Below are 24,904 nucleotides of genomic sequence, written 5' to 3'. Positions count from 1 at the left end.
CTATTTGATGGCAATGGCTTCGTCGTAGGCAGCGCGTGCGATCTGAGCCATGACGTGCTCGATCGCCTCCGGGGTGGCGTGCGCATCGGTGACGAAGATGGCGATGGCGAGACGCTGTCCGTTGGGCAGAGTGATCAGACCGATATCGTTGGTGGCCGCATCCATGCCGTTGGCGGTGCCGGAGGTTCCAGTCTTATGCGCGACGGACGTGCCTTCTGGAAGATCGCCGTGGATGCGGTGCGGGCCGGAGGTGGCGTGGAGCATGATGTCGTTCAGGAAGCGCGTTGAAGCAGGGGAGAGCGGAGACCGGTCGGCCATAAGGCGAAGAAGCTGTGTCGCCGCGCGCGGCGAAAAGGTGTTGCGGTACTGGAGAGCGTTGGTGGCGTGCAGGCTCTTCTCGTTGTCGCGGACCTGGAACCCCGTAACACCGAGGGTGTGGATGTAGGCGTCAAGAACTGGAGGGCCGCCGAGGATGCGAAGGAGAATATCCGACGCGGTGTTATCCGATTTGCTAACGGAGAGGGTGATGAGTTCACGTAGGGGAACGTCGACGTTGCCCCGAGGGTATTTGTCCTGGAGTGGGCTATAGTTGGGCGGCGAGATGATGTCTACGGAGAGGTAACGGACGGGGGTGTCGAGGATCTCGTCGAGCGACTGGCCGGCGCGCTGATTCGGGAAGAGCTTGCCTTCATCTGCGCGGTGGAGGACAGCGACGGCTAAAGGGAATTTGAAGACGGATTGCATGGGCGGGTTGGCATCGGGATTCAGGTCGCAGTTGAGGGGTGTGTTGGGAAGGCTGCAGGCGACGGAGACTTTGGCCGGGATGGTCGCGGCGATGGTGGCGATACGGGATTGCAGAGAGGGCTGCGCGAGGAGAGTGGAAGCGAAGGTTAAGGAGAGAAGCAGATGAGCGCGCATGAGGTTCAGGGTAGTTCCGTTGTGGGGGTGTGGGCAGTGGCTAGATTTGTTCTGGTCTCGTGCTCGACTTCCCTTACTTTGTCATCCCGTAGCGAAGCGAAGGGATCTGTTTTTGCTTCCTGAGGAGTCCCGTTTGTGCGCTCCGCGCGACCCCACCCTTTCGCGCAAAAAGCGCGCGCGAAAGAATGGGGCACAAGTCGGAATTATTTTGGGCCGAAGGATGGGGGCTCGTCGCCTGGGTGGATGCCCCAGTTTTTGTTGGGGGTATCGCTTAGGTCGAAGTCGAGGTGACCGCCCTTGAGTGCGAAGGATTCTGGCAGCCACGTTTTCGTCGCAGGTTTACCGTTTAACTTTAGTCCCTGAATGTAAGGCGCGTTGGTTGAGGCTGAACTGGCTTCGATCTGGATGTCTCCGGCTGGGCGATGGACCGTGATCTTTGGGAAGAGGGGGCTGGCGAGGACGAACTCGGCGCGTCCGGGGATCTCCGGGTAGAGACCCATGGAGGCAAAGACGGCCCACGAGGACATCTCGCCGAGGTCGTCGTTGCCGGGGATGCCGTCGGGGGCATTCTTCCAGATGGTGTTGAGCACCTGACGGACGAGTTGCTGCGTCTTCCAGGGCTGGGCTGCGAAGTCGTAGAGCCAGGGAGTTTCGATGGAAGGCTCGTTGTTGAGTTCGGCGTGGAGCGGGCCGGATTTCGTAACAGCGGGAGCGTCCTTTTCGTCGTAGAAGAAGCGGTCAAGGCGAGCGACGGCCTTGTCGCGTCCGCCCATCTGTTCGAAGAGTCCGGCTACGTTGAACGGCACCATCCAGACATACTGCGCGGCACTGCCTTCGACGAAGCCATCTTCGGTATCGGGGGTGAAGTTCTTCAACGGTCCGCCGTTTTCGCCTTCGACTTTGGCCCATGTGCCATCGGCGTTGCGATTCATGATGTAACCCTCGTTGGGCGTCGCGTTCGGATTCCAGAGGTTCTTCCAGTACTGTGCACGTTCGGCGAAGCGGCGGCGTGTGGGTTCGTCTCCGAGGTGTCCGGCAAGAGCGGAGATGCCGAACTCTGCCGTGACATCTTCGAGCGTGTCTGCGGCTGGACCCCACGCGGGAGCGCCGACCGGAATGTAGTGCAGCTTCAGCCACTGGTCGAGACCCGGGCGCTGGCCGACGCATTCGACCGGGCAGCCGTCGTGACTGAGATCTTCCTTGGTGGGCACGTCGGCGGCGTGGACGAGCGAGGCCAGGGCGGCTTTGGCGTTGAAGCTACGGCCGCCGAAGGCCCAGACGTCGGCAATGGCGGGAGCGGCTGGGTCGCCGTTCATGACGTGGGTCGCGCCACTGAGGTGCGTCCAGCGATCCCATCGTCCGCCGTCCTGCAGAGACTGGTTGTAGAGACTCTGCGCGATGTCGCTGCCCTGTTTGGGATCGAGCCAGGTGAGGAGCTGGAACTGAGAGCGGTAGATGTCCCAACCGGAGAAATTGGCATACTGAGCAGCCTGGCCGGGTACGATGTGGTGGGTCTTGCGATCCATGCCGGTGTATTCGCCATTCACATCGCTATAGGTGGTAGGCGTTTGGAGGGCGTGGTAGAGCGCGGTGTGGAAGACGATGCGCTGTTCTTCGGTGCCGCCATTGATTTCGATCTGGCCGAGGCGTTTGTTCCACGTGGAACGTGCGTTGGCGGCGACCTGTTCGTAAGTGGTTGCAGTTGCACTCTCCGCGTCGAGGTTGGCCCGGGCGTTGGCGAGCGAAACGTAGGAGATAGCCACGCGGAGACGGAGGTCTCCGCCGGTGCCGAAGCCGAGCCAGGCTCCCGAGCCGTGGCCCATTTCAGGAAAGCCCTTGGGGCCGTAGCCGTTGCCGCCTTCCGAGGTGGTAGCGCCGGGCGTGAGTCTGTAGTCCTTCCATGTGCCGGTTTCGGTCACGGGCCGGTCGAAGCGAGCCACGAAGTAGAGCGTGTAGTACGAACGGCGGTCTTCCGTGCCGAGGTATCCGCAGAAGTTGCCGCTGGTGACGGAGCCGGTGACCGTGCCGGTTTTGGCGTCGATGCTGGTCTGGGCGTCGGTTGAACCTGACTCGGAGTCGGAGGTACGAACGAGGACGCGTGCCGGCTGTCCTTCGGGGAAGCGGAAGGTTGCCGCACCCATACGCGTGGCGGCGGCGAGGGAGACTTCCACGCCGTTGCCCAGCTTCACGCGATAGGAGCCGGGTTCGGCCTTTTCATCGCTGTGCTGAAAGGTGGCGGAGTAGGCGTTGCGGAAGTCCTTGGAGGGCGAGGTAGCGACCGGCTCAGTGATTGGCATGAAGGGAACATCGCCGGATCCGCCCGCGCATCCCCAGCCTTCGACGTTCGTCAGAGCGAAGCCGCGGATCTTTGTGGCGCGATACTCGTATCCGCCGGGCGCGGCAATCATGCGGCGCATGTTGACGGGCGATGCTTCGGGAGTGAACTGGAGCATGCCGAAGGGCATGGTCGCTCCGGGGAAGACGTTGCCGCCGTTGGTGGTGCCGATGAGGGGATTGACCAGCGCAGCCCGGTCCTGGCTTGGCAGGACCGACGGGAGGGTGAGCGCGCTGAGTACCAGAAGTTTGGAGACAGTGGATCGACCCTGGAGATTCATGCAAGCCAGCATACCGTGTGGAGATACGATTGATGTGAGTCTGAGGTGACGTTCTGCGGTGCGGCGTCATCCAACGTTGGCGACGCAGGAAATCTATTTTTTAGTGGGGGTATGACGATGGAGTGGACGCCGGGTGGAATGAGTGACGATGTTGAGGACCGGCGAGGAGACTCCGGGGGCGGCGGCGGATTTGGTATTGGCGGAGGTGGCGGCCTCGGGATCGTCGGCGTCGGCGTTTTGCTGTTGGTGAGCCTGGTGACGGGCCGGAATTACATCGGGCAGTACCTCGGCATGAGCGGCGGCGGACAGCAACAGCAGTCGCAGCGAGTGGATAACGGCCAGCCCGTGCAGGAGAGCGCGGCGGAACACCGCCAGGCGCAGCTGGTTTCCTTCGTGCTGGACGACGTGCAGAAGATGTGGACAACGGTGATGCCGGAGCAGACGGGCAAGAACTACCGCCACGCTCATCTTGTGCTCTATCGGGATGAGTTGCAGGGCGGCTGCGGTGATGCGCAGAGCTCCACGGGGCCTTTCTATTGCCCGCAGGATGAGAAGGTCTATATCGATCTGAGCTTCTGGGACGAGTTGAAGCGCATCGGTGGCGACGCGGGCGACTTTGCCCAGGGATACGTCGTAGCGCACGAGCTGGGGCATCATGTGCAGAAGATCCTCGGGACAGAAGGAAAGGTGACCCAGGCCATGCAGTCGAACCCAGGGCAGAGGAATGCCTTGTCGGTGAAGCTGGAGTTACAGGCGGACTGCTATGCGGGCATTTGGGGCCATTCCATGAAGGAACGCGGCAAGCTGGATGAAGCTGACGTGGATGATGCGTTGAAGGCAGCCGCCGCCGTCGGGGATGACCATCTCCAGAAGATGAGCGGACGTTCGGTGAGTCCTGAAAGCTTCACCCATGGGACTTCGGCACAGCGGATCGCCTGGTTTAAGCGTGGAATGGAGAGCGGACAGGTCAGTTCGTGCAAGACCTTTGCCGGGAGTAGCGACGAGTAAGAAAGTAGAACGTGCAAATTTCTTTTAAAGCTTTCGTTGTGGTCGTAGGTGCAGCACTTGGTCTGCCTGTTCTGGTGTTGGGACAACAGCCATCGAACGGCCAGGCTAAGCCAGTGGTCGCTCCGGTGAAAGAGCAGGTAACGGTGACGGCTTTCCGCACACCGCTCGGGTTGGACGCGAGTGCAAGTAGCGTGCGCCTGTTGAATGGAGTGTCGCTGGAAGAGGCTCCGGGATTCACATTAGATGATCGTCTGCGACAGGTTCCAGGAGTGGAGCTGTTTCGTCGTACGAGCGGGTGGGTGGCGAATCCAACGACGCAGGGAATTTCCTTGCGCGGTCTGGGATCGACCGCAGCGAGCCGGACGCTTGTGCTGAGTGATGAAGTGCCGCTAAGCGACCCGTTTGGCGGCTGGGTGCACTGGAACGAGATTCCGGTACTGGCCATCGAAAGCGTGGAGGTCGTACGCGGCGGCGCTTCGGACCTTTATGGATCGAGCGCGATCGGTGGCGTGATCAACGCTGTCCCGGTGCGAAGCTGGCAGACGCGGCGGGCGGCGCAGGGCATGTATGGCGCGATGAATACTGTTGCGGGCGATGGGATCTTCAGTGCAGCGCGCGATCGCTGGGGTGCTCTGGCGGCGGGAAGCATCTTTCGCACGGACGGATATATTCTGACTGCCCCTGAGGCACGCGGACTGGTGGATATTGCTTCGGGCGTGGACTCCGAGAGCGGAAGAGTGGAAGTACGACGCGGAGATGCGGAGCGCGGATACTTTCTGCGTGGCAATGTTCTGAATGAGACACGCAGCAATGGCACGCCCATTACGACGAACGCGACGCGGCTCTGGCGCTACCAGGGTGGATGGGACCAACCAGTGCATGTGGGGCGCGTATTTGTCCGCGGCTATGGATCGGACCAAGGATATCGGCAGAGCTTTTCTACGATTGCGACCGGGCGTGTCTCCGAGAGTTTGAACCGACTGCAGAGAGTTCCATCACAAGAGCTTGGTGCGTCAGGACAGTGGGCCTCTACTATTCGCGACTTTACTTTCGTCGTAGGAGCCGATGCGCGCGATGTGCGCGCTACGGATGTAGAGGCCCCGATCACTGCGGGCGTCGCCGGTGCAGTGACTCGGTTTTCTGCGCGGCAGCGGGCGGCGGGAGGATATGGCGAGGCGCTCTGGAGCCACGGTGGCTGGTCGGCGGCGCTGAGCGGACGCGTGGATGATTTCCGGACCTTCGATGCGCTGAAATTTGTAGGCACGACCAAGACGGTGCTCGCAGCTCCGGATGAAGTGGTCTTCGATCCTCGGCTGGGTGTGGTGCGACGCGTGGGGCGTGGATTTGCGCTGACGGGAACGGTCTTTCGCGCGTTCCGTGGACCGACGATGAATGAGCTTTATCGCACAGGGCAGGTCGGGCAGCAGACGACGCTGGCGAACGATGCTTTGAAGTCGGAGCGGGCTACGGGATTTGAGTTTGGTGCGGAGCAGAACACGCGCTGGGGAACGCTGCGGGGGAGCTACTTCTGGACGTCCGTGAACCGGCCGATTACGGCTCTGCTGTTGTCGCAGACGGGGACGGCGCAGACGTTACAGCGGGCGAACCTTGGACAGATCCAGAGCCGTGGCGTGAGTCTGGATTTTGTGGCGCATCCTGTGGGGTGGATGCAGTTGAGCGGCGGATATCAATACGCTCTGGCTACTGTGACGCGGTTCGATCCGGACAAGACGTTGGTGGGGAAGTGGATCCCGGAGGTCGCGCGGAATGCGGGCACGGTACAGATGCGTCTTTCGCAAAGGAAGGTGGGCGTTCTGAACGTGATCGCGCGGGAAAGCGGGATGCTCTTCGACGACTCCAGCAATATCAATGTGCTGCATGGATTTTTCCGGATGGATGTGAATGCGGAGCGTTCGCTTGGGTCGCGGTTTGATGTGGTGGTGACGGTGCAGAATCTTCTGGACCGGAGGATCGATGCGGGAAGGACGCCTACGCTGACGCTGGCTACGCCTCAGGTGGCGACAATCGGGTTGAGATGGCACGGGGCGCGGTAGGCTTTGCGCATGAACACATCGCAAAGTACGCGATGTATGGGCACTTGCTTCCTGATGAATCTGGTTTGTGCACTCTGCGCGACCCGATTCTTTCGCAAAGAGCGCGAAAGAATCGGGCACGGTCGATAGGTTTGTTCCAGAGGTTGCGCACCAATCGAAAATGATTCTATTTATGCTATGCTATGCTTCTGGTGATTATTGCTTTAGGAGAACCATGCTCTCTCAGATCGATACGGACTACATTCGGAATTTTGTTGAAGAGGCTTATGTGCGGCCTTGGGCCCGACGCCGTCAAGGGGAACTCGTCATCCCCGTACGAGATGTCTTCGATGAAATGGTGAGACGAGGATTGCCGCGTGGTCGTGTTCCCATGGTCTGTTCTGCCCTAAGAGGGCTCAAGCTCTTGACGAAGAATCACATCGAGATCAAATCGATTGAGGGCCCACCGTCCCAGCAAAGTACCACCGTCGTCTTCCATTATGTGGACAAGGCCGAGCCGGGATCCAGCAAAAAGCAGGTACCGGCTCCAGTGGAAAGTAGTGATGAGTGGGCTCAGCGTTTGACCGGACGTCTAAAAGGTCTTTTACGGAACGAGATCCAGGGGATGGGCGGAACTGAAGCCTTTATGCGTTGGGTACGTTCCGATGATGAGGAAGCGGCGTGAAGCGGAGAATCTTCTGGGACACGATGCTTTTTATCTATCTGCTGGAAGGAAATGAAAAGTATTCCAAACGATGCTGGCAGCTTCTCGCGCAGGCGCGAGAGAGGGGCGACCAACTTTATACAAGCCATCTCGCAATGGGTGAATTGCTTTCCGGGGGAGATAGAGCCGGTGATGCCCACGCGAAGTCAGAGATTAGAAGTGTCTTGAACGATGCAGGCTTCAGCTATCTGCCATTTGGCGAAGATGCCGTAGATACTTTTGCACAGCTGCGGGCCGTACAGAAGTTGAGAATTGCTGACTCAATTCATCTGGCCTGTGCTGGAGCCGCAGGCATCGATCTGTTTCTGACCGGAGACAGACAGTTATTGAAAGTGTATGTTCCCGGAATCAACTTCATCGCGGACTTCGATACGCCGTTGTTTTAGTGACACATCAGCTCAAGATGCGTAGGGGGTTCGACGGTTCGGGGTTGCCGTCGATGGCAGCGTCGCGTTCGGCGTTGAGGTAGGCGCGGATCTTTTCGGCGGTAGCGGCGTTGACGACGGCGGTGAGGGCGTCGGGGCCAGCGAGTTTGATGCCGCGGATGGAGCCGAAGTGTTCGATCAGGCGCTGGCGGGTGCGAGGGCCTACGCCGGGGATGGGCAGAAGTTCGGTTTCGCGGTCGCGGATCTCGCGGCGCTTGCGGTGATACGTCACGGCGAAGCGGTGGGATTCGTCTCGGATATGCTGCACAAGATGGAGCACGGGCGAGCGGCGGTCGAGGACGACGGGGTCTTCTTCCTGTCCGTGGACGTAGATGATCTCTTCGCGTTTTGCGATCGAAGCCAGCGGCTGGAGCGTGATGCCTAGCTGTTCCAGTGCGGCGTAGGCGGCATGGAGCTGACCGAGGCCACCGTCGATGAGGATGAGCGAAGGGAAGGGTTTCTTCTCTGCCTGCAGCTTGGAGTAACGGCGGGTGAGGATCTCGTGCATCGAGGCGAAGTCGTCCACGCCTGAGACGCTGTTGACCTTGAACTTTCGATAGTCGGACTTCTTCATCTCGCCGTCTTCCCAGACGACCATGGAGGCGACGGTTTCCGCGCCCTGGATGTGCGAGATGTCGAAGCACTCGATGCGTTTGGGCGGGTCGGCGAGGCCGAGGGCATCCTGCAGCGATGCGGCGATGGCGGCCTTGCTGGGTTGCAGGGTGCGGAAGCGCTGGTCGTAGGACTGCTTGGCGTTCTGGCAGACGAGGTCGACGAGGGAGCGCTTTTCTCCGCGTTGCGGGGCGAGGATTTCTACCTTGTGTCCGGTGCGGTCGCAGAGGAGCGTCGCGAGGAGATCGCGGTCGCGGAACTCTGCCGGGACCATGATGGTGCGGGGGACGTAGGGCTGGTCGAGATAGAGCTGTTTGAGGAAGGCGGCGAAGAAGTTGGAGGGGTTGAAGGTTTGGGTGTCTTCGGCTTGATCAGGAAGAAAAGCAGATCCCTCCGCTTCGCTACGGGATGACAAAGGGGTGCTGCTGGATGACAAAGAGAGGCTGTCGATAGTTTCTGTTGTTTCGGGTTCGTCGTCTTCGAGGATTTCAGGGAGGTCTTCGAAGAAGAAGTCGCGGCGGTCGACGATCTTGCCACTGCGCATGTGGAACTGGTTGACGGCGAGCATGTCGTTGGCGAAGTGGAAGCCGAAGACGTCGGCGTCGGAGTCGTCGGTGGAGGCGATGCGCTGTTTTTCCTGAAGCTGATGGACGGTGACGATCTGGTCGCGGAGGCGGGCGGCGAGTTCGTACTGCTCGCTGGCGGCGGCCTCGTGCATGCGCGCGGTGATGCGGTCTTCGAGTTCGCTTTCTTTGCCTTCGAGGAAGAGCTGGACGTCGCGGATGGCGTCGCGGTAGGTGTCGGGGGTGACGAGGTTTTCCACGCAGGGAGCGAGACAGCGCTTGATGTAGTACTCCAGACAGGGGCGCGGGTGATAACGCGAGAGATCGACCTTGCAGGAGGGAATGAGGAAGCTGCGGTGAATGAGGTCTACGAGGCGGTAGGCAAGGTTGCCGGGAAAGTACGGGCCAAAGTAGAGGGCACCGTCTTTTTTCAGCTTGCGGGTAACGAAGACCTTGGGGTGACGATCACGGACGGTGAGTTTGACGTAAGGGTAGGTCTTGTCATCGCGAAGAAGAATGTTGAAGCGCGGCTTGCGCTGCTTGATGAGGTTGTTTTCGAGGGCGAGGGCTTCGCGCTCGTTGGCTACGAGGATGTATTCCAGATCGACGGCTTCGCGCATGAGCGAGCCGGTTTTGCGGTTTGCGAGCTGGTTGGCTTCGAGGAAGTACGAGCGAACGCGGGAGCGCAGGTTCTTCGCCTTGCCGACGTAGATGACCTCGTCCTCGGCGTTTTTGTAGAGGTACACGCCTGGCTGGGTGGGGAGCGTCCGGATTTTTTCGTTGATATCCATTAAACGAGGGGGCCCGAAAGAAGGCGGGTGATCTAGTTTAGATGGTTTGCAGGATGGGAAGTTTCTACTAGGTCGGATGTTCGAAAGTTCCGACCTAGTTCGATGGCTGCTGTCGCTAAGTTGAACATTTCAATGTAAATGCCGGTTTGGCTCGGTGATTGCTCCCCTTAACCTCGGAAAGACCGGTCTACATGGACGGCAAAGGAGACTTTCGCATATGAAGAATCGAACGGAAGTTTTGAAGAAGACGTTGAATGGTGTTGGTGTAGCTGCTCTGTCTCTCGGTATCGTGGCTCTGACGGTTGGTTGCTCCACGAAGAATTATGTTCGTTCGCAGACAGCGCCGATTGTGGCGCAGACGAACCAGCTCGAGAAGCGGACGGGTGATGATCAGCGCAATATTCAGGACACAGATGCTCGCGCGCAGCAAGGCATTGCTGGGGCGAAAAGCGCCGCTGCTACTGCGGATCAGCATGCGATGGCTGCGGGCCAGAGCGCGGATGCCGCGAACGTGAATGCAAAGGATGCTTATAATCGCGTGGATTCGCTGGCAGGAACCGTAGCGGGTCTGGACAAGTACAAGCCTCTCTCCGATGTGAGCGTGACGTTTAGGTTTGACAAGGCCGTGCTGACCGCTGCGGACAAGAAGGAGCTGGATGCGGTTGCAAGCAGCCTGCAGACCACGCGTCACTATCTGCTGGAGGTTACGGGCGGAACGGATGCCGTGGGCGACGCTGCTTATAACTACGCGTTGAGCCAGCGCCGCGCGGATGCGGTAGTGACTTACCTTGCTGCGAAGTACAACATCCCTCCGCACAAGTTTTATATGGTGGGCATCGGCAAGGACCAAGAAGTGGCCACGAACAAGACGGCTGCCGGACGTGCGAAGAATCGCCGGGTGCAGGTTCGTGTGTTGTCGAATATGGAAGAAGAAGGCGCTCCTGAGAGGGGCGCTAACGGGAACTAGCTTTGGTTGGTATGTGAGAGCGGCGACCTTCGGGTCGCCGCTTTGTTTGCGCGGGGTTAAGAAATCACAATCAAAGTTGCTTCTCTGCTATGTAGCAGATGGAATAAACATCGTTTCCTTTGTGTCTAAAACCTCGCGTCCCTGCTTTCGAGCACGCTCAAAGAGGAAGACGACTTTCTTGGTCGAGGAAACATGAGCGAAAATTCATCCGATCTAAAGGCTTTTAAACGAGCGCCATCCGTCGAAAACTCCAAGTGGTACAAGGGGATTTTGATCACACAACTGGCGAGCGAGAAGGAGACGGGCGGGGACTATGATCTGACGGTCACGTACGCGCGAAGGGGAACCGAACCACCTCCACATGTTCACTCCCGCGAAAACGAGTTCTTCTATGTTCTTGAAGGGGAGCTTACTGCCTATGTCGGGAAAGAGATCTTTCAGGTGGAAGCTGGCGCCGGGTTGTTTATGCCCAGGGGTGTACCCCACGCGGTTCGGAGCAAGTCTCCCGAGACCCGACTGCTCGTACTGATCACGCCGGGAGGATTTATGCATGCCATAAATGAGATGGCTGCGCCGGCTGAGAAGCTGGAGATTCCAGCCGATGACGCGGTCACTTACGCCTCGGGCAACCTGGAAAACACCATGAAGATCTTTGAAAAATATGGCATTCATTTACTTATGCCAGAAGAGATCGCTCAAGAGATGCCAGCCTATCCGATGCCGCGTGTTTCAGGTTCCAATTGAAGGTAGGCAACACAGGCTTACTTGCTCTTACCTGGCGGTCAAGAGGTGGCCCATCTTTTCACGCTTCACTTCGAGGTAGCGTTCGAAGGTGGTCTCCGGGGGAACTTCGGCGGAGATGCGCTCGGTGACTTCGATGCCGTGGGTTTGGAGGGCTTCGACCTTTTCGGGGTTATTGGTCATCAGACGCACGGCGGGGACGTCCAGGTAGTGGAGGATTGCGGCCGGGAGCTCGAAGGCGCGGTGGTCGGGTTTGAAACCGAGCTCGACGTTGGCTTCTACCGTATCGCGGCCGTGGTCCTGAAGTTCGTAGGCCTGAAGTTTGGCCATGAGACCGATGCCGCGGCCTTCTTGTAGTTCATACAGAACGATGCCGTTACCCGCCTCGACGATGGTGGCGAGGGCGAGTTCGAGCTGGAGGCGGCAGTCACAGCGGAGCGAGTGGAAGACATCGCCGGTGAGGCACTGCGAGTGAATCCGAATGATGGGTGTTGTGGAGTAGATATCCCCGTGGATCAGGGCGACCGCTTCTTCGACCAGAAGACCCTGAGAGTTTGGCTTGGTCAGCGGGCGCTGGAATCCCTGGATGCGAAATTGTCCCCAACGTGTGGGGAAGTCCGCGTCCGCCATTCTTGTGATCTGTGTCCCGCTGGGAGCCGCACTGGGTATAGAAGCCATCATCCTGATTTTATAGATGCGCGAGGAGTCGTGCCGGATGCGGGGTTAGAGTGGAGGTGTGCATCCGCAGAGCTCCCAACTGATTTTGATCTCGCTGCTGGTGAAACTGGGCGTGGCGGCAGCCGTGTCCAGTTCTTTGGCGCGTTCGATCCTGTTTGAACGCTTATTGCTGGCTTCGCACCGCACGACGAAGCAGCGAACGCAGCTGGTGGGGCTGATTTGCGCTCCGCTGGTGCTCGGTGTGTGGATTCGGGGTGTTGTGCCGAATTTCCTGGCGGCGGATATCTCCTTTGAATTGACGGTCTTGCTGGGTGTGCTCCTGGGGCCAGCGGCGGCTTTACTTGGCGGCGTTCTGTTGGCCGTACCGGCGATCCTGCATCACGAGTATCTGGCCCTTCCGGTGAACATAGCGATTGCTTTGCTCTTTGGAGCGTTTCATCGATTCGCGAGCGCGGAGGAGATCTGGTCGTTTTCTCCGATGATCGACCTGAGTCTCTATCACTGGGTGACGCGGAACCTGAAGCGACCGCACGTGGACCGGCAGATTCTTCTGCTGGTCACGATTTCGGCGACCAATCTGGGACTGAGTGCGCTGAGCGGCCTATATCCGCGACGATATTTCGCCCTGCGGACAAACAATTGGGCGGTGGAACTGGCCATCTGCGCCTGTGCTCCGGTAGTGGTGGGCGTTCCGCTGAAGATCTGGAATGCGCTTCGTATGGAGCGCAAGCTGGAAGAGCAGCAGCGGCTTCTGGTGGAGGCGCGGCTGGATGCGTTGACGCGGCAGATCAACCCGCATTTTTTGTTCAATACGCTGAATTCTATTGCTTCTCTGGTGCGCCGGAACCCGGATGGCGCGCGCGAGATGGTGGTGAAGTTGGCGAATATTCTGCGGATTCTGCTGAAGCAGAGAGATGCGTTTGTGCCGTTCAGCGAAGAGATGCAGTTTACGGACGACTATCTGGCGATTGAGGTGGTGCGATTTGGGGAGAATCTGCGTGTGGTGAAAGAGATTGCGCCCGAGACGCTGAATATCGTCGTCCCAAGCATGCTGCTGCAGCCGCTGATTGAGAACAGCATCAAGCATGGGCTGGAGCCCCGGATTCATGGCGGCACGGTGACCCTGCGAAGCCGTTTGCAGAATGGGAAGTTGTTAATTGATCTGGAGGACGACGGGGTGGGGATGTCTCCCGACCGGCAGGTGCGGGTTGGGGGCGGTGGTGTGGAGCGGAGCGGCACCGGCATTGGGATGAAGAACGTTCGTGAGCGGATGGAGGTTCTTTATGGGGACGATGCGGTGATGGAGGTGGTGAGCCGTCCGGGGCGCGGGACTCGGATTACGTTGGAGATGCCGGCGCTGGAGGGGGCTCCGGAGTTGAAGTGAGGTCGCTCTTCAAGCGAAAGATGCGCTTTGCGCATGCCCCATGTCCCAAAAGCGGGATATGTGGCACCCGTGTTTTCGTTTCCGGATAAATGGTTTGTGCGCTCTGCGCGACCCCACCCTTCGCGATAAAGCCGCGAAGAATGGGGCACGTGGGGTTGGCTCAGACTCCTGCGAAGGTGATTTTCGTGGGTGGGGATTGTGGGATCTGGGCAAGGAGGGCGTTGAGTTCTACTTCGCGGGTGGATTTCAGGATCGTGCGGGTGGCCAGGAGGGCTTCGTCGAGGTAGCCGGGGTGGGTGACGAGCTCCCATGTTCCGGCAGGAAGGGCTTCGAGGAGATGCGCAAGGGTTTCGGAGTCCAGTGAGCCCGTGGCGGAGACGCCGAGGCAGCCCTGGGTGGTTTTGACCTCGCCGCTGGCGATTAGGGGCTGGGTGAGGAAGGCGCGTTCGAAGAGGCGGAGGGCAGCGACTTCCGCGCGGCGACGGATGGCGTTGCGTGCGATGCGCGCGCTCCATGAGGGTTCGATGGGGTTGCGGATGGCTTTGACGCCGCAGGCCGCGGCTGCGCGGAGGACGGCTGAGGTCACGCGTGGGAAGATGTGCGTGTGTTTGTGAGTGTCGATGTGGGTAGGGTGGATGCCGAACGATTGGAGCTTACGGATCTGTGCGGTGGCTTCGCGTTCGATCTCCACGGTGCTGATGCGGCCGGTGTAGAGGGCGAGGAGAAAGCCTACAAGCGAGCTGCGGAGCTGGCTGGTGCCGGCTTCGAGGAGAGTGGGGACTTCGTGTGCGGGCGCTGTTGGGGTGCCGTCCAGGAGGACGATATGACAGCCTACGCCGAGGGTAGGGTTCGCATGGGCGATGCGGACGGCGTCGTCAAAAGCGGGCCCGCAGGCCATCAGAGTGGCGGAGGTGAGGGCGTGGGCCTGGTGGAGTTCCGCGACGGCACGGTTAACGCCGAGGGTGAGTCCAAAGTCATCTGCATTAAGGATAAGGCGCGGAGGCATACAGGCGATGTTAGACTTTCTAAGGCGTGGGCGAGTAGCTCAGTTGGTTAGAGCGCCTGCCTTACAAGCAGGATGTCGGGGGTTCGAGTCCCTCCTTGCCCACCACACCTTTTCTGTTGCCAGCTCTTTTGTGGGAAAGCGGTTTGGCACGTTGACCGGTTTGTAGGAGAAGTTCTTGTCCGAGTCTGATTCGTCCCCCGAAAACAAGCTACAACCTGAGACGCTGGCGATCCATAGCCGGCGCGTGTACGAGCGCGAGTCGAACTCGATTCTTTTCCCGATTCACCAGACGGCGACGTATGTGCATGAGTCGGTGGGTGTGTTGAAGGCGGGATATGGGTATTCGCGCGGTGGCAATCCAACGGTGAATGCGCTAGAGCAGGCGATCAGCGCTCTGGAAGGAACGGAGCAGGCGTTGTGTTTCCGCAGTGGCATGGCGGCGATTACGACGATGTGCATGGGATTGCTGAAGGCGGGCGACCACGTGATCCTCTCCGAGGTGATCTACGGCGGAACGGTGCGGCTGTTTCAGCAGGTGCTGGGGAACTTCGGTATCGGATACAGCTATGTGGACACGACGGATATGGACGCAGTGCGTGCCGCGATCCGACCCGAGAGCAAGCTGATGTTTGTGGAGACGCCAGCGAATCCGACGATGAAGCTGACGGATGTTGCGGCGATGGCGGAGATTGCGCATGCGAACGGCATGCTGTTGGCGGTGGACAATACGTTTCTGACTCCGCTGTTGCAGAACGTTTTGAACCTGGGTGCGGATCTGGCGATGCTGTCCACGACGAAGTACATCGATGGACACAATGCGACGATCGGCGGATCGCTGGCGTCGCACGATGTGGCGATGATGGACCGTCTGCGTCTGGTAAGGAAGACGATCGGGACGATTTCTTCCCCGATGGACGCCTGGCTAACGCTGCAGGGGGTGAAGACCCTGCCGACGCGGTTGAAGATGCATGTAGAGAACGCGGGCATTGTGGCGGCATGGCTGGAGGGGAATCCGCGCGTGGTGCGTGTGAACTATCCGGGGCTGAAGAGCTTTCCGCAGTATGCACTGGCGCAGAAGCAACAGAAGGCGGCGGGCGGCATGTTGTCGTTCGAGCTGGATGCGACGACGGTGCAGGCGATTGCGTTCATCAATGCGTTGAAGCTGACGACGTGCGCGGAGAGTCTGGGGAGCGTCGAGTCGCTGATTACGAATCCTGCGACGGCTTCGCACTGTGACCTGCCGAAGGCGGAGCGCGCGCGGTTGGGTATTTCGGATGGCTTGATCCGTTTGTCGGTGGGGCTGGAGAGTCCGCAAGACCTGATTGCGGATTTTGATCGCGCACTGACGGAAGTCTTTCAAAAATAAGAGTACGGATGTAGGACTGCGGTCTTATTCACGATCTGAATGGCTGCTGATATCTTTGCGTGCATGGCCATAGAGACTGTGTTGCGCGAGGATGTTCGTTTTGATCGTTTAAGCCGCGGGCAGAACGCTCGCTTTCCTGCAACGGAGAATGACCGAGCCAGTCGCATTGCCCTGTGTGACAGCAGTGAGGACGTGGCCGAGGCGCTGGAGCGCTTTGTGCACGCGGGTCTGCGGCCTACGGTGCGCGCGGGTGGCCACTGCTATGAAGATTTTGTCGATAACAATCCCCAGGGAGCCATCATTGATGTGAGCCTGATCGCGGGAACCGCCCCTGAGCCCAATGGGCCGAAATATCGACTCGGCGCGGGAACAACTCTGGGACGGGCGTATCCGGAGCTTTACAAGCGCGATCTGGTGACGATTCCCGGAGGGACGTGTGGGCCTGTGGGAGCGGGTGGGCATATCTCGGGTGCGGGCTACGGGTTGCTTTCGCGTCTGCATGGCGTGACACCGGACTGGGTGACGGCGGTGGATGTGGTGACGATCGATCACGCGGGAAAGGCGAGGATCCGCCGGGCGGACAAGAAGAACGATGCCGACTTGCTGCGGGCCTGTCGTGGAGCAGGAGGGGGAAACTTTGGCATCGTGACGCACTTTCACTTCGACACTTTACCGAAGGCGCCGACCGAGGTAGTGAAGGGCAGCGTCAGCTTTGGCTGGGAGGGGATGACGGAGGAGCGGTTTGCGCGGATTCTTTTTCTCTTCAGCAACTACTGGGAGACACGCGGGCGCGATCCGGAGACGTGGGGGCTGTTTTCGATCTTCAATCTGTCGCACCGGAGTTCGGGGCGGCTGACGATGTCGGTGACGTTTTCCAATCCCGATGGCACGGTGAAGGACATGAAGGTGCTCGACGAGTATCTTTCGATCTTCGAGGAATGCAAGCCGGTGAGCGAACTGACGGTGCATCCGGCAATGGCGGAGCATCATCCTGAGGTACCAGCAACGGGGACGAATCTTTGTGTAGCAACGCACACGGTGCAGAAGATGGCCTGGATCGATTCGCAGGGCGGCGGCGGGGGCCGCAATGGTGGCCCTGCGATGGATTCGCGGCATAAATACAAGTCGACTTATATGAAGAGGAGTTTTTCCCGGGACGAGGCGGCTTGTTTCTACAAGCATTTGAACCGCACGATTCCTGGAGTCGATCTTTCGCGGAATACCGTGTTGGCCGATTCGTTTGGCGGAGCGGTCAACAAGCGGCAGATGCTGGAAGAGACGTCATCGGCGCAGCGGAGTTCCATTCTGAAGTTGCAGTTTATTGCGACCTGGAATGACGCCGCGCAGGACGCAGGGCAGATCGGATGGATGAGGGATTTTTATACAGAACTTTATTCGGTGTCTACTGCTGGTGCAAAGTACAGCGGAACACCGTTCTGGAGCGACCGCTATGAGGGTTGTTATATGAACTATCCAGACGTCGATATGCTGCGGTACGAGTTCTGGCCGCAGCTTTATTACGGTCCGGGAGAGCTTTATCCGTTTCTGCAGAGTGTGAAGCGGAAGTACGACCCGAACAATGTGTTTCATCATGCGATGTCGATTCGCGGCTGAAGAAAGCTGGTCTTGTGCCCCATTTTTTCGCGGCTTCATCGCGAAAGAGTGGGGTCGCGCAGAGTGCATAAACCGGATCTTTGAGGAAGACAAAAGCAGATCCCTCCGCTTCGCAGCGGGATGACAAATAGTGCGGTGACGGGAAACTTTCGACCTAAGCGAGCTCAGGTCTTCCGGGCACGACGGGCTTCGCCAGTCTGTGACCAAGACGCATGCAGGGTTTCTCCAAGAGGTAATAGCTCGCGGTCGCGAGGCAACCGACCAGCAAGAAGTTATAAGGAAAGTTATGAGCTATCCCGAAGGGTGCATTTTCCGGGTCGTAGCGACCGTTGAAGATTACTTGCTGCCAAAGGTATAGCCCAAAGGAGATCTTTCCTGCGAATCTGAAAATGCCCAATTCGAGAACACGGCTGATCCAGCTTTGTGGATGAAGAACTGTCGCGGCGAGCATGGCGGCGGGGAGCAGAGCGATCACCGGAGACTTGGCTGGCAGAAGTGCAAGAACCCCGATGGATATCGGCACGATGATCGAAGGCTGCAGGAACCGAACTGCCCAGGCCCTTACTGCGGTCTTCTGTAGGCCAATGGCCAGAGCGGCAGGCAACAACAGGAAGAAACAAATCGAAGCAGTTCCCCAGGGATTGCTGGATGAAGATCCTCCGCCCAGGCCATGTTGCCGAAGAAGAGCCCAGGTGATCGAAGCCACCGCGAGGACGCACAGAGTCGCAGCACGGTATCTCCGAACATAAAGCAGAAAGGAGGGTAGAAATAAGTAGAAGTGCTCCTCCACGGAAAGAGACCAGAAATGGGCAGTGGAGTAAGATGCGACTCCACCTGGATCTACATAATTGCGTACGAAAAAAACAGAGGCTGCTATGGACGTCCAACTTACTGGAAGTATCGCCGAGTGCATGAGCAGCGCTACCGCACCTAAGTACAGGAATGCTGCTGGCATGATTCGCAGCGTGCGGCGGATATAGAAGCCTTTAAGGTGCAGCGATCCTGTCATCCTCTCTTCTTCAAGAAGACGTGTGCAGATTAGGAGGCCACTGATTCCGAAAAAGAGGTACACGCCAAATAGTCCAAAGTGACTGATAAAGCGCGTGCTGAACGGGCCGATCACATACGTTTTCGCATGAAAGAGCAGAACGAGAAGGATCGCAATCGCCCTCCAGCCATCCAGTGTGGGCAAATAGCCGTTGGGCTTGCCGATATGAGGTTTCTTTTCAGAAAATTTCTGCGGCACCTTTTGCTCCGGAGTGCTGATATTGGATAAAGAATAAGTGCTCACTTACGGCCTCCGCAGAAAAATCAGTCAGAACTTATACGCACGTGGCGGACCCTCTTTGCGGAGTTCTCAGGAACGTAATTTTTTCAGAGAAGGGGAAGTCTGCTGTTGCTGGATTGCAAGCGAATACTCTGCGACGTACTGTTCGATCATCCGCTCCGTGCTGAATTTTTGCGCGTTCGCAAGACCACGAAGTTGCATAGCCGCTTTTTCCTGTAGAGCGTCTTTGATGGCTCGGGCTGCCCCGGGTACGTCCGAGGGATCGAAGTAGACGGCAGCATCTCCTCCTACCTCTGTCATCGGCTTGCGGTTGGTCGTAAAGACGCAGCAGCCGGAGGCCTGGGCTTCGAGGACAGGCCAGCCAAATCCTTCCTGCAGTGACGGGAAGATGAGGCCTTCGGACAAAGAGTAGGCGGCCCGAAGATCTTCATTGCTCACGTTGGACTTCTTATCGACGAAAGGCTCGAGGCCGGACTCTCGAACAAAGTCGACGAGCACGGAAGAGAGAGGCTTGCCGAGAAGCAGGAGGCGATGTTGCTTGAACTCAGGATATTCCCGCAAGCTCGCATAAATCTTGAGTAGGCCGAGCTTATTCTTGTACCAGACCGTGCCGCCGATATGTACGAAGTAGGGCTGCGAGGTTTGTAATCCTAGGTTCTTCAACTGCCTGCGCGCTTCTTCGGCGGGCATTGGGGTGTAGGGATAGTTCAGACCGTTGTAGATGACCGCGATCTTTGAGGGGGCGCGACCGCTGATGCGAGCGAGGTCGTTCCTTGTTGCTTCCGAAACGCATACCACGTTCTGCGCCTGCTTGATACCGGAGAGAATGAGTCGCTGAAAGACGCGGCCGGAAAAGCTGGTTGGGTTTTCAGGGACCTCGCCTGCCGCACTCTTGATTGCGAGCATGTCGTGACAAGTGACTACGTGCGGACGATCCTGCAAATGCTTCACGTACATTGCATTGGAGTGGTCGCAGATGTGTACTACTTCGAATTGCCGCTTGACGCGTCGGAGCTGCCTGGGGAAGAGCAGGAACTTATCGACATATCCAAACCATTTGCGCATGCCAGAACCGAGGAGAGTGGTGGAACCCAAGCGCTCCGGAGGTTGAAGCAGAGTGACCTCGTGTCCGCGACTCTCCAGCTCGCGTTGCAGCAGATTGCCAAACCGCAGCATGCTCTCCTGACGATCGCTGGCGTAGTTTCCGATGAGCAGTACTTTCACTCGTGTCCTCGTTATGGCGAGTTTAGTTTGTCTACGCGGCGATTTCGTCTGTAGTTCTACTTAAGTTGTAGTGTGGTTTTATGCGAGCAGCCAAAGGTTATTCTTGATTTGATTGGTCTTGATCTTCGAACCGAAAGATCGTTGGATCGCGAGGGAGAAGAGAGGCAACATCGAAGGGTACTGTAGAGACAGAGTTGCGATTCCTTTGAACTGGACTTGCTGTTCGGCAGTGTATAACGGAGCATCGAAGGGCTAAAGCACTTCGAAGAAAGTGCCAAGGACATCTATTGAGGCGATGAATTCGTCTCTCATGCAGCAGAAAGTCTTCGAGAGGTAATGTGACTAAGAAAGTAATTTTGGGCCACCCTTTTGGTAATGCCAACGTCCGGCAGGCATTGAGGGCGTTTACCGAAGAGAGGATTTTGCAGTCCTTTGTGACTACGCTTAGCGCGGAACACTTTCATATGCTCTCTCTGCTTCCAGCATCTTTTCGCAGAGAAGTGAAGCGTCGCTCTTTTCCAGGAATTTCAGTGGACCGGATTAAGTCCAGGGCCGGGCAAGAGTTGATGAGACTTGCAGGGGCGCGGTTAGGCCGGTCTGTTCCAAGCCTTCGAAGGGTGACCCCAAGCGTCGATGATGTCTGGAAGACGTTAGATTTACGGCTTGCTTCGTATGCCGCAAAAGAGAGTGGCCCCGATCTTTCGGTGTATGCCTATGAAGATGGAGCGTTCCATACCTTCTCATCTCCTCACGCATTTCAACGGGTCTATGAGTTGCCCATCGGATATTGGCGAGCGATGCATCATCTGCTGGAGGAAGAGCGAGAGTTGCAACCGGAGTGGTCTGCGACTTTGAAGGGACTGGCAGATGGTCAGGAGAAGCTGGAGCGAAAAGATCTTGAGCTGCAGATGGCTGACGCGATCTTTGTGCCGAGTGATTTCGTTCTATCCACGCTTCCCCAGAAGTTCGCGCGAAAAGGCACTGTCGTGCCGTATGGGTGTCCGGAGGCGTATTCCGAGGAGGTCGCAGGTGTCTCCAGGAGCTCCTCTTCGAACGAGCCGCTGAAGGTGCTCTTCTGTGGTTCGCTGGGGCAACGAAAGGGGCTGTCCTACCTCTTCGAATCTGTCGCGCGACTTGGGAGTCACGTAGAGCTTACTGTCGTTGGGTCTCCTGTCGCGCCATGCAGGCCGCTTGAGGCTGGCTTGTCGAAGGTGAAGTGGATCTCGTCTCTGCCTCATACGGAGCTGCTGGCCCTGATGCGGCATCACGATGTGTTTGTTTTCCCAACCTTGTTTGAGGGCCGAGCTCTTGTGGTTCTGGAAGCGCTCTCGCAAGGCTTGCCCGTGATCACGACGCAGAACAGTGGGACCACTGATGTGGTTCTTCATGGCAAGACGGGGTATGTTATTCCTATCCGTTCCGTGGAAGGGATCGAAAAGGCCCTCGAAGAGTTGGCCAGAGATAGGGAGTTGCTCCGATATATGAGTAATGAGGCACTGAAAGTTGCTCGACAGACCAACTGGCTAAGCTATCGCCGGAAATTGCTGGAAGCTATGCGAAATTCGGAAAATTCCCAAGTAAATAAACCGATAGTAATGTGACGCGCCGTACTTCGGGGTTCAGGCAGTAAGTTATTGCTACTCAGGTACTTGAACCCATCTGATATGATTTCAAAAGAGCATGCCTATGCGCCAGAGAGAGTCCGTTGAAGAATCCAGGGATCCCCGATGAAGTGGCGGCACGGTCGTCGTTTAGTGCCGTAGGCTTGCCAGAAATTTACCGGTTGCTCAAGCGTCGAAAGTGGTTGGTTCTTCTGATTTTCCTGGTCTTTGTGGCGGCTTCAGCGTTGTATACCTTGCGTCTGCCCAAGAGATACGAGGCTCTTTGTAAGATCGATATCGATCTCAGTACACCGAAGAGCGTGCTTGCTCTCGATTCGCAGTCGACTGCATCCGTTGCCACGGAGCAGAAGATGGCAACTCAACTTTCAATTCTGGAAAGTCAATCCATCGCGTGGAAAGTTATTGAAGAGTTAAAACTAGATGCAAATCCAGTATTTTCTGGAATTACTTCAAGTGCAACTCCGAAGCCACTTAACTCTCTGACGGATCAGGAGCGATATTCACTGATTCGACGTTTTCAGAGTGGACTTGGAGTTCAGTTAGAGCGCGGGACCGAAATTGTCCAGATTCGGTATAAAAGTACCAATCCTGCTTTGGCAGCAACCATTGCGAATACAGTTGCTGCCAAATACATTCAGAGAAATTTCGAGACAAAATATAACACCACGCATGAAACTTCGGCGTGGCTTCAGGATCAACTTGAAACGCTTCGGCATCAGGTTGATGCAGATCAGAAGAATTTTGAAGAATTCCAAGAGCGAACCGGATTGCTTCAGACCGGCGAAGGCCATAATGCCATCGTGGATAGGCTCTCTCAGCTGAATAGCGACTTGTCTAAGGCGCAGGCGGACCGGATCATGAAGGAGGTTACTTTCCGGGAAAGCATGGTTTCCGATGCCGATCAAATCGTGCCAACGACTACTTTTCCTGGACTCACTTCGCTTCGTGCACAGAAGATAACCCTGGAATCGCAATATGCTTCGCTTAGTTCGAAGTATGGAGACTCTTATCCTCGCGTTGCTCAAATCAAGAGCGAACTGGCCGAGGTAAACCGCACGATTACAACCGAGTTGCGGCGCGGAAGAAATCAGCTTGAGCTCGAGTACAAGTTAGCTTCGGAAAACGAGAATAAGCTAAGGGCGGCCACGGAAGCGCAGAAGCAGCAGATTTTTTCCATGAACGAGGATGCTCTTCATTACAGCATCCTGCAGGGGCAAGTGGCTTCAGGGAGAGCGCTGTATCAGGACTTGACGCGCAAACTTCAGGAGGCGCAGATCACTTCGGGCTTAAGCTCCGACACGATCTCCGTGATCGACCCGGCACTGACTCCCAATATCCCTTCAGAGCCTAGACGCGCTTTGAACATGGAAGCTGGAGCTCTTCTGGGCCTGGTGGTTGCTTTTGCGGTGGTGTTTCTCATTGAGAATGCGAATGCAACGATTCGCACGGGCGAAGACATTTATCGCTACTCGGGTCTCCCGTTGCTCAGCATCGTTCCCCATCTCTCTCCGGCTCAGCGAAATATGAAGCTTGGGAAGAAGGAAGTTGCAGGCACAGCCGATAGTCTTGGACTGGAGCCACGAGTCCTTCAATTCCCGCAATCCCATTTTGCAGAGTCTTTTCGAGTGCTTCGATCTGCGCTGCTTTTGAGTCATGCGGGAAATCCTCCGCAGCTTATCGTGATCTGCAGTGCGTGGACGAAAGAAGGTAAGAGCACCATTACGATCAATTTGGCTACGGTGCTTGCCCAGATGAATCGTAAAGTCCTTCTTGTGGATGCCGATCTTCGAAGACCCAGTCTTCATCACAAGCTCGGCCTGCCTAAGACGGAGAAGGGTCTCAGTAACCTTCTCGCGGTTTCTCAAAGCCCGCCATTGGTGGAATATTTGCATCCTGCCGCCGTCTTCCCGGGATTGGATTTTCTTCCTGCCGGACCTCTTCCGCCTTCCTCTTCAGAGCTTCTGATGTCGCCTCGAATGTCCGAGCTCTTTGAAGAGTGGAGAAAAGCCTACGACTTCATCGTTGTGGATACGGCGCCCTTGCTCGCGGTAAGTGATACGACGGCCCTTGTGGCTACGGCTGACACTACGGTGGTTGTGGTGCGAGATGACGCAACGCGTAAGCAATCCCTGCAAGCTGTTCGCGACACCATTGTTTCCGTCCGAGGAAGAGTGGCGGGCGTTGTTCTCAACGATGTTAAGACTTCTTCGGAGGCATACTATGCCTACTACGGAAATCAAGACGGCGGCGCTGCGTATTATGCGGAGGCAGAGAATGCTTAGTCCTCGACCCGTAGAGCAAAGAGTCATCGGTTGGATGTTGTTGGTCCTGGTCGTATTGGGTCTTAGTCCTGATGTGGCGCTAGGCCAGTTGGGCGTCCCCCAGACAGCACCCAGTCAATCAGTCCCGAATCAAACAGCACCAGGCTTCGGTTATTCAGAGCACGGTGGTATGGCCTTGCAGGACGATCTGGGTATCGCTCCCGGAGATGTGCTGACTTTGACTGTCTTCGATACACCTGAGTTCACCGGGCCGATTCGAGTGGCGAACGATGGCACGATTCAGTTACCGCTCGTCGGTAAGGTTACGATCGCCGGTCTGACTACTTCGGCTGCGGCCGAGCTCATTCGAAATTTGCTCATCAAAGGGGATTTTATGAAAGATCCCCAGGTGATTCTGAGTTTCACTGATTTTGGTAATCACAGTGCTGTTGTACTAGGTGAAGTATCGAGGCCGGGCTCTGTACCGCTCACTGGAAACCGTACTCTGTACGAGGTAATTGCCGGAGCAGGAGGCGCTGCTGTCACTGCCGGCGACACTGTGACGATCGTTCATGCAGGTGCTCAGCAGGCCACGGAGACGTATACGATGCACTGGGATCGCCCTCTCCAGGGCCAGCCAAATCCACTGGTTCGATCTGGCGATACCGTTCAGGTATCTCGGGCGGGCATTATCTATATTGTTGGCAAGGTGGCGAAGTCGGGTGGCTATCCGATCAATCACGAGAAGATCACTGTTGCGCAGGCGATCGTCTGGGCGGGCGGCATCCAATCCCTATCGAAGGCGTCCCATGCTCGCCTGGTAAGGCAGACCCCCAACGGTCGAGTAGTCACAGAGCTTAATCTGCCCGATATCGTCAACGGTAAGTTACCTGACGTGCCGATGCAGGATAACGATCTTCTCTACGTTCCCACCAGCCTCACAAAGACAGCCATTGCACGCGGCCTGGAAGCGGCGATCACAATCACAAGTGCACTGGTGATTTATAAAAATCAAGGCACACACTAGATCGCTCTTGCATCGGCTGTAGATGTCTTACATAACT

19 protein-coding genes and 1 tRNA gene are annotated in these 24,904 nt (G+C 57.3%); 13 read left to right on the top strand and 7 right to left on the bottom strand.

Features of this window, described 5'->3' with window-relative positions:
• Positions 1–918, bottom strand: coding sequence for a class A beta-lactamase (bla, locus tag ACIPR4_RS12225; protein ID WP_013568971.1), 918 nt, complete (start codon positions 916–918; stop codon positions 1–3).
• 203 nt (positions 919–1,121) lie between these two features.
• Positions 1,122–3,533: a GH92 family glycosyl hydrolase gene (locus ACIPR4_RS12220; RefSeq protein WP_144312418.1), complete on the bottom strand. Its 2,412-nt coding sequence runs from the start codon at positions 3,531–3,533 to the stop codon at positions 1,122–1,124.
• Between the two features lie 117 nt (positions 3,534–3,650).
• Here ACIPR4_RS12220 and ypfJ point away from each other — a divergent pair, with 117 nt between their 5' ends.
• From ypfJ to ACIPR4_RS12195, 4 genes are all read left to right on the top strand, one after another.
• Positions 3,651–4,541 (top strand): KPN_02809 family neutral zinc metallopeptidase, encoded by an 891-nt coding sequence (ypfJ, locus tag ACIPR4_RS12215; RefSeq protein ID WP_041586714.1) that lies wholly within the window; start codon positions 3,651–3,653, stop codon positions 4,539–4,541.
• An 11-nt stretch (positions 4,542–4,552) separates the two neighbouring features.
• Positions 4,553–6,595, top strand: coding sequence for a TonB-dependent receptor (locus tag ACIPR4_RS21670; protein ID WP_013568968.1), 2,043 nt, complete (start codon positions 4,553–4,555; stop codon positions 6,593–6,595).
• A gap of 214 nt (positions 6,596–6,809) precedes the next feature.
• On the top strand, positions 6,810–7,259 hold the full coding sequence (locus ACIPR4_RS12200; RefSeq protein WP_013568967.1) for a hypothetical protein: 450 nt from the start codon (positions 6,810–6,812) through the stop codon (positions 7,257–7,259).
• Positions 7,256–7,684, top strand: a complete 429-nt coding sequence (locus ACIPR4_RS12195; RefSeq protein WP_013568966.1) for a type II toxin-antitoxin system VapC family toxin — start codon at positions 7,256–7,258, stop codon at positions 7,682–7,684. Before ACIPR4_RS12200 ends, ACIPR4_RS12195 begins: the two co-directional genes overlap by 4 nt.
• Positions 7,685–7,691: 7 nt before the next feature.
• On the opposite strand, the gene uvrC is transcribed toward ACIPR4_RS12195, so the two are convergent.
• The gene (gene uvrC, locus ACIPR4_RS12190) at positions 7,692–9,689 is read right to left on the bottom strand and encodes an excinuclease ABC subunit UvrC (protein ID WP_013568965.1); all 1,998 of its coding nucleotides are present in this window, start codon (positions 9,687–9,689) and stop codon (positions 7,692–7,694) included.
• A 217-nt stretch (positions 9,690–9,906) separates the two neighbouring features.
• Between uvrC and ACIPR4_RS12185 the strand changes: the two genes are divergently transcribed.
• Together ACIPR4_RS12185 and ACIPR4_RS12180 are read left to right on the top strand one after the other, a co-directional pair.
• Positions 9,907–10,656: an OmpA family protein gene (locus ACIPR4_RS12185; protein WP_013568964.1), complete on the top strand. Its 750-nt coding sequence runs from the start codon at positions 9,907–9,909 to the stop codon at positions 10,654–10,656.
• Positions 10,657–10,848: 192 nt separating this feature from the next.
• On the top strand, positions 10,849–11,400 hold the full coding sequence (locus ACIPR4_RS12180; protein WP_013568963.1) for a cupin domain-containing protein: 552 nt from the start codon (positions 10,849–10,851) through the stop codon (positions 11,398–11,400).
• Between the two features lie 27 nt (positions 11,401–11,427).
• Here the strand turns inward: ACIPR4_RS12180 and ribA are convergent, their stop codons facing one another.
• A complete protein-coding gene (gene ribA / locus ACIPR4_RS12175) occupies positions 11,428–12,075 on the bottom strand; it encodes a GTP cyclohydrolase II (RefSeq protein ID WP_013568962.1) in 648 nt (215 codons plus the stop codon).
• 58 nt (positions 12,076–12,133) lie between these two features.
• On the opposite strand from ribA, the gene ACIPR4_RS12170 reads away from it, so the two are divergent.
• Complete coding sequence (locus ACIPR4_RS12170) at positions 12,134–13,459, top strand: sensor histidine kinase (RefSeq protein ID WP_013568961.1); 1,326 nt, start codon at positions 12,134–12,136, stop codon at positions 13,457–13,459.
• Between the two features lie 160 nt (positions 13,460–13,619).
• Here the strand turns inward: ACIPR4_RS12170 and ACIPR4_RS12165 are convergent, their stop codons facing one another.
• On the bottom strand, positions 13,620–14,465 hold the full coding sequence (locus tag ACIPR4_RS12165) for a ChbG/HpnK family deacetylase (RefSeq protein WP_013568960.1): 846 nt from the start codon (positions 14,463–14,465) through the stop codon (positions 13,620–13,622).
• Between the two features lie 28 nt (positions 14,466–14,493).
• Between ACIPR4_RS12165 and ACIPR4_RS12160 the strand changes: the two genes are divergently transcribed.
• From ACIPR4_RS12160 to ACIPR4_RS12150, 3 genes are all read left to right on the top strand, one after another.
• Positions 14,494–14,570, top strand: a tRNA-Val gene (locus tag ACIPR4_RS12160).
• Between the two features lie 70 nt (positions 14,571–14,640).
• Positions 14,641–15,831, top strand: a complete 1,191-nt coding sequence (locus ACIPR4_RS12155) for a trans-sulfuration enzyme family protein (protein ID WP_013568959.1) — start codon at positions 14,641–14,643, stop codon at positions 15,829–15,831.
• A gap of 63 nt (positions 15,832–15,894) precedes the next feature.
• Positions 15,895–17,445: an FAD-binding oxidoreductase gene (locus ACIPR4_RS12150; RefSeq protein WP_041586074.1), complete on the top strand. Its 1,551-nt coding sequence runs from the start codon at positions 15,895–15,897 to the stop codon at positions 17,443–17,445.
• Positions 17,446–17,599: 154 nt separating this feature from the next.
• On the opposite strand, the gene ACIPR4_RS12145 is transcribed toward ACIPR4_RS12150, so the two are convergent.
• Positions 17,600–18,736 (bottom strand): acyltransferase family protein, encoded by a 1,137-nt coding sequence (locus tag ACIPR4_RS12145; protein ID WP_013568957.1) that lies wholly within the window; start codon positions 18,734–18,736, stop codon positions 17,600–17,602.
• 66 nt (positions 18,737–18,802) lie between these two features.
• The gene (locus tag ACIPR4_RS12140) at positions 18,803–19,957 is read right to left on the bottom strand and encodes a glycosyltransferase family 4 protein (RefSeq protein ID WP_013568956.1); all 1,155 of its coding nucleotides are present in this window, start codon (positions 19,955–19,957) and stop codon (positions 18,803–18,805) included.
• Positions 19,958–20,574: 617 nt separating this feature from the next.
• Here ACIPR4_RS12140 and ACIPR4_RS12135 point away from each other — a divergent pair.
• From ACIPR4_RS12135 to ACIPR4_RS12125, 3 genes are all read left to right on the top strand, one after another.
• Positions 20,575–21,558 carry a glycosyltransferase family 4 protein gene (locus ACIPR4_RS12135; RefSeq protein ID WP_187290170.1) on the top strand — a complete coding sequence of 328 codons (984 nt, stop codon included), beginning with the start codon at positions 20,575–20,577 and terminating at the stop codon, positions 21,556–21,558.
• 104 nt (positions 21,559–21,662) lie between these two features.
• Positions 21,663–23,861 carry a GumC family protein gene (locus tag ACIPR4_RS12130; RefSeq protein WP_013568954.1) on the top strand — a complete coding sequence of 733 codons (2,199 nt, stop codon included), beginning with the start codon at positions 21,663–21,665 and terminating at the stop codon, positions 23,859–23,861.
• The gene (locus tag ACIPR4_RS12125) at positions 23,854–24,867 is read left to right on the top strand and encodes a polysaccharide biosynthesis/export family protein (RefSeq protein ID WP_013568953.1); all 1,014 of its coding nucleotides are present in this window, start codon (positions 23,854–23,856) and stop codon (positions 24,865–24,867) included. The genes ACIPR4_RS12130 and ACIPR4_RS12125 overlap by 8 nt, the downstream gene beginning before the upstream one ends.
• Positions 24,868–24,904 lie beyond the last annotated feature (37 nt).

This window comes from Terriglobus saanensis SP1PR4, assembly GCF_000179915.2.
Taxonomy (GTDB): Bacteria; Acidobacteriota; Terriglobia; order Terriglobales; family Acidobacteriaceae; genus Terriglobus; species Terriglobus saanensis.
Note: the sequence above shows the minus strand (reverse complement) of the source record. Positions and strands in the feature narration are given on the sequence as shown.

What these genes read in the sequence shown, in the direction of transcription:
- ACIPR4_RS12165 (WP_013568960.1), bottom strand. Translation starts at nt 14,465, where the DNA reads ATGCCTCCGCGCCTTATCCTTAATGCAGATGACTTTGGACTCACCCTC.
- ACIPR4_RS12150 (WP_041586074.1), top strand. Translation starts at nt 15,895, where the DNA reads ATGGCCATAGAGACTGTGTTGCGCGAGGATGTTCGTTTTGATCGTTTA.
- uvrC (WP_013568965.1), bottom strand. Translation starts at nt 9,689, where the DNA reads ATGGATATCAACGAAAAAATCCGGACGCTCCCCACCCAGCCAGGCGTG.
- bla (WP_013568971.1), bottom strand. Translation starts at nt 918, where the DNA reads ATGCGCGCTCATCTGCTTCTCTCCTTAACCTTCGCTTCCACTCTCCTC.
- ribA (WP_013568962.1), bottom strand. Translation starts at nt 12,075, where the DNA reads ATGGCTTCTATACCCAGTGCGGCTCCCAGCGGGACACAGATCACAAGA.
- ACIPR4_RS12185 (WP_013568964.1), top strand. Translation starts at nt 9,907, where the DNA reads ATGAAGAATCGAACGGAAGTTTTGAAGAAGACGTTGAATGGTGTTGGT.
- ypfJ (WP_041586714.1), top strand. Translation starts at nt 3,651, where the DNA reads ATGGAGTGGACGCCGGGTGGAATGAGTGACGATGTTGAGGACCGGCGA.
- ACIPR4_RS12125 (WP_013568953.1), top strand. Translation starts at nt 23,854, where the DNA reads ATGCTTAGTCCTCGACCCGTAGAGCAAAGAGTCATCGGTTGGATGTTG.
- ACIPR4_RS12220 (WP_144312418.1), bottom strand. Translation starts at nt 3,533, where the DNA reads ATGAATCTCCAGGGTCGATCCACTGTCTCCAAACTTCTGGTACTCAGC.
- ACIPR4_RS12180 (WP_013568963.1), top strand. Translation starts at nt 10,849, where the DNA reads ATGAGCGAAAATTCATCCGATCTAAAGGCTTTTAAACGAGCGCCATCC.
- ACIPR4_RS12200 (WP_013568967.1), top strand. Translation starts at nt 6,810, where the DNA reads ATGCTCTCTCAGATCGATACGGACTACATTCGGAATTTTGTTGAAGAG.